Annotated in this window: 1 protein-coding gene and 2 tRNA genes; all 3 read right to left on the bottom strand. The window is 42.2% G+C overall.

Annotation, left to right across the window (positions count from 1 at the left end; all coding sequences use genetic code 11):
- The coding region (locus ACXM1Q_RS08880; RefSeq protein ID WP_458517750.1) for a G5 domain-containing protein at window positions 1–3,491 on the bottom strand (3,491 nt) is incomplete at its 3' end.
- A gap of 261 nt (window positions 3,492–3,752) precedes the next feature.
- Window positions 3,753–3,826, bottom strand: a tRNA-Asn gene (locus tag ACXM1Q_RS08885).
- A gap of 5 nt (window positions 3,827–3,831) precedes the next feature.
- Window positions 3,832–3,903, bottom strand: a tRNA-Glu gene (locus ACXM1Q_RS08890).
- Between the last annotated feature and the right edge of the window lie 319 nt (window positions 3,904–4,222).

Here is a 4,222-nt window from a genome sequence, read left to right on the forward strand (position 1 = left end):
GGAAGGTCTGGCAAGTTACTGATGGACTTGCTTGGATCTACAGTTTCTCCTGGTTTCACTGTTTGATCTTGTGCAACTGGAGTATTCTTATCCGCATCTGTTCGTGGATCTACAACCTTAACAGTTACTGGAACCTTATCTGTTGAACCGTCTGGGTATGTCACAACTACAGTTGCTGGCTTATCGCCTGCTGTACTTGTGTCTACTGGACTCTCAAAGGCTACCTTAGTATCCGCTGGAAGGTCTGGCAAGTTACTGATAGACTTGCTTGCGTCAACCTCGTCTCCTGGTTTCACTGTTTGATCTTGTGCAACTGGGGTATTCTTATCCGCATCTGTTCGTGGATCTACAACCTTAACAGTGACTGGAACCTTATCTGTTGAGCCATCTGGATATGTCACAACTACAGTTGCTGGCTTATCGCCTACTGTACTTGTGTCTACTGGACTCTCAAAGGCTACCTTAGTATCCGCTGGAAGGTCTGGCAAGTTACTGATAGACTTGCTTGGATCTACAGTTTCTCCTGGTTTCACTGTTTGATCTTGTGCAACTGGAGTATTCTTATCCGCATCTGTTGCTGTTCCACGCTTCACAATGCGATTCACTGGGGCAGTCACTTTTTCAGTCGGTTTATTTGGTGTTACAACACCCGTAGTAGGATTCATGGTGTAAGTTGTCGTGACAGTCTTACTTCCATCCTTACCTTCTCGTACCGTAACCTCTGGGTCACTGGCCTTCATGGTTGGATCATTTTGGTATTCCGTTTGATAAGCAACTGGAGTCGTCTCAACTTTAGGCTTGGTACCCATTTCAACAACTTCATTTACGGCTGCTTTTTCAACAGTTCCATTTGGATGACGAACTCCATTAACACCAGCTGTTACAACCTTACGTTGACCTACATCAAGCTTATCATTAGCTACATAGACCGTTTCATACGGAATTGGACTTGTTTGACCTGTACCACGTTTCACAATACGGTTCACTGGGGCAGTTACCTGCTCAGTTGGTTTATTCGGTGTCACAACACCCGTAGTAGGATTCATGGTGTAAGTTGTCGTGACAGTCTTACTTCCGTTCTTCCCTTCCCGTACCGTAACCTCTGGGTCACTGGCCTTCATCTTAGGATCATTTTGATACTCCGTTTGATAAGCAACTGGAGTCGTCTCAACTTTAGGCTTGGTACCCATTTGAACAACTTCATTTACAGCTGCTTTTTCAACGGTTCCATTTGGATGACGAACCCCATTCACACCAGCTGTTACAACTTTACGCTGACCTACATCAAGCTTGTCATTAGCTACATAGACGGTTTCATACGGAATTGGACTTGTTTGGCCTGTACCACGTTTCACAATACGGTTCACTGGTGCAGTTACCTGTTCAGTTGGTTTATTTGGTGTTACAACACCCGTAGTAGGATTCATGGTGTAAGTTGTCGTGACAGTCTTACTTCCGTTCTTCCCTTCCCGTACCGTAACCTCTGGGTCACTGGCCTTCATCTTAGGATCATTTTGATACTCCGTTTGATAAGCAACTGGAGTCGTTTCAACTTTAGGTTTGGTACCCATTTGAACAACTTCATTTACGGCTGCTTTTTCAACGGTTCCATTTGGATGACGGACTCCATTAACACCAGCTGTTACAACTTTACGTTGACCCACATCAAGCTTATCATTCGCTACATATACTGTTTGATAAGGAATTGGACTTGTTTGACCTGTACCACGTTTAATGACTTTATTAACTGCATCTACTGTTGTAACTGTAGGTTTATTAGCCGTAGCGACACCCGTTGTCGGATTCAAAGTATAAGTAGTGGTTGTTGTCTTACTTCCATCCTTCCCCTGTGTTACAACAACTTCTGGATCACTAGCTTTCATCTTAGGATCATCTTGGTATACCGTTTGAAAAGCGACTTTCTCTGTTACGACCGTTGTTTTAGTCCCAACTTTTACAATTTTAGAAACTGGTTCTTTCGTAACTACTGGATTTCCTTTAGTCGCAATGATTTCTTTTCCTTCTTTACGATAGGTTGTGGTTACCGTTTGCTGGCCATCGACACCTTCTCTCTCTACTTTTTGTACATTCGCATCCAGTGTCGTATCTGCTTTATATTCTGTTGTAAATGGAATTGGTGAAGTTTCAACTGTTGGTTCGGGTACTTTTGGTCCCGTAATTTCTTCAACTGCTTTATCAAAAGCAGCTCTATCAAGTTTAACAGTACCGGTTGTCGCATTACGAATATTACTATTCGTTCCATACTTACCTGGTCTAAATTCACGATTATAAGTAGGAGAAAAACTTGTGGCTAAGGAAACACTTAGATTTCCGTAGCTAACCTGAGCTGTCTTAACTCGAGCATAGAATTCAACCTTGTTAGTTTGTCCAATCTGTGCCTTATTACTAGAACTCCAAAAGTTATAGGCTCCTCCATCAACGTTTACATAAGGTAAGGGGCGACCATTGACTTTCACAGAATCTCTAACAATTTCAATATTCCCTGCAGATGAAAAATCCATCGCAATTGGGGCTTCTTTGGCTCTTCCTGCAACTACTGTTGGAGTGTAGTCCAATTCAAAACGTACTAATTCTGTTTGATCCGTATGCCCTGATTTCACAAGGTAGCCATTAAAATTCGAAATTTTACCACCCGGCTGATCGGAAAAACTTTGAGCTTGCGAATAAACCTGAGTTTCACCGCTTCTTGCTGCTCGCAACATTGCTGAACGGAAACCAGATCTTCGAACCACTGTTGAGCTAGGCGTAGACTCTATAGCTGTAAGTCCTTTATCTGCCTGCTCCAACTTATCTGTCTCCATTAATACTTTTTCGACAGAAATACCAGTAGCATTATCCGCATTAGTCACTTTATCAAGAGACACACTGTCGCTAGACTCTACAGTTGCCACAGATGGAGTCGTCAAAATCTCTCCTACACGGAGTCCTTCTGTAGAGGCTGGTTGAGGTAATACAGGATCCGCAGCATAGACAGATGGAGTCTCCAGGGAACTCTTCTCTGGTGAGTTCTCTGTTGTAGGTGAAACTACCTTATCAGCTACATTCTCCGTATCCATTGCTGGTACTGAAGCAGGGGTAACCTTCTTAGGTTCAGTGCTGACTTCTGCCTTATCCTCCGAAACTTTTGTCTCAGACACTGGTGAAGGTACAGCAACCTCAGATTTAGTTTCTACAGATGAATCTGATACGTTCTTAATTTCTAACGAGGTATCTGATTTTGCATCTGAAGCTAGTAATGGATCCGCAGCATAGACAGAGTGAGATTCTGACTCGCCATCGGATTCTGATGAGTTGTCATGATCTAATGCACCTGTTGCATCTGCATCCCCAGGTTGGGTCACTGAAACGCTATCCGCTTGGACTTCTTGTCCAGCAAAGAGCAGGGTCCCTAATAAGACGGACACTGTTCCATAAGAGTATTTCCGAAGTGAAAACCTCTGAACCTGGCGATCAAACATATTCTTCTTCATGTTTTTATCCTATTCTCCTTTATAAGCTTTTAACATAGAATTGTATTTTAAACAACACTATCGTCCATTTTAGAATAACATTCTATACGCCTAGTGTAAAGAATTTTTGTGTTTTTAATTTAAGCATTTTTATAAAAGCTTACTGGTATTCAACTTGTATGTTTCTAGTAAAACAGTTCATTTCTTTTTCAGAAAACAATCCTCCTCTTCAAAAATTTTATTGAAAAAACAAAAAAAGACCCCTTAATGGGATCTTCATCACTCCGCCAGTAGGACTCGAACCTACGACATCATGATTAACAGTCATGCGCTACTACCAACTGAGCTATGGCGGAAAGTATAGTCCGTACGGGATTCGAACCCGTGTTACCGCCGTGAAAAGGCGGTGTCTTAACCCCTTGACCAACGGACCTCTTTTCAACAATATTTATTCTAACAGGTTAGAGAAAAAATAGCAAGCCTTTTTCAAAAATTTTTTTGATTTTTTACATAAAATTCTTCAGGAAAGCTCTCTACTACCTCTTTCTTCGAATTTTGAAAGCTAAAAAACCATCTCAGTACCAAGGACTCCTTAGACGGTCTAAAGATTAAAGATCCATTACAACTAAAATCGAGTAGGGACTAATGCATAGTCCCTCTCACACCACCGTGCGTGCCGTTCGGCACACGGCGGTTCAGTTAACTTTTAACGCATGTCGTTTTAGGTAGTAATCGAGACAGCTGACCAGTCC

The organism is Streptococcus sp. 10F2, from assembly GCF_054331515.2.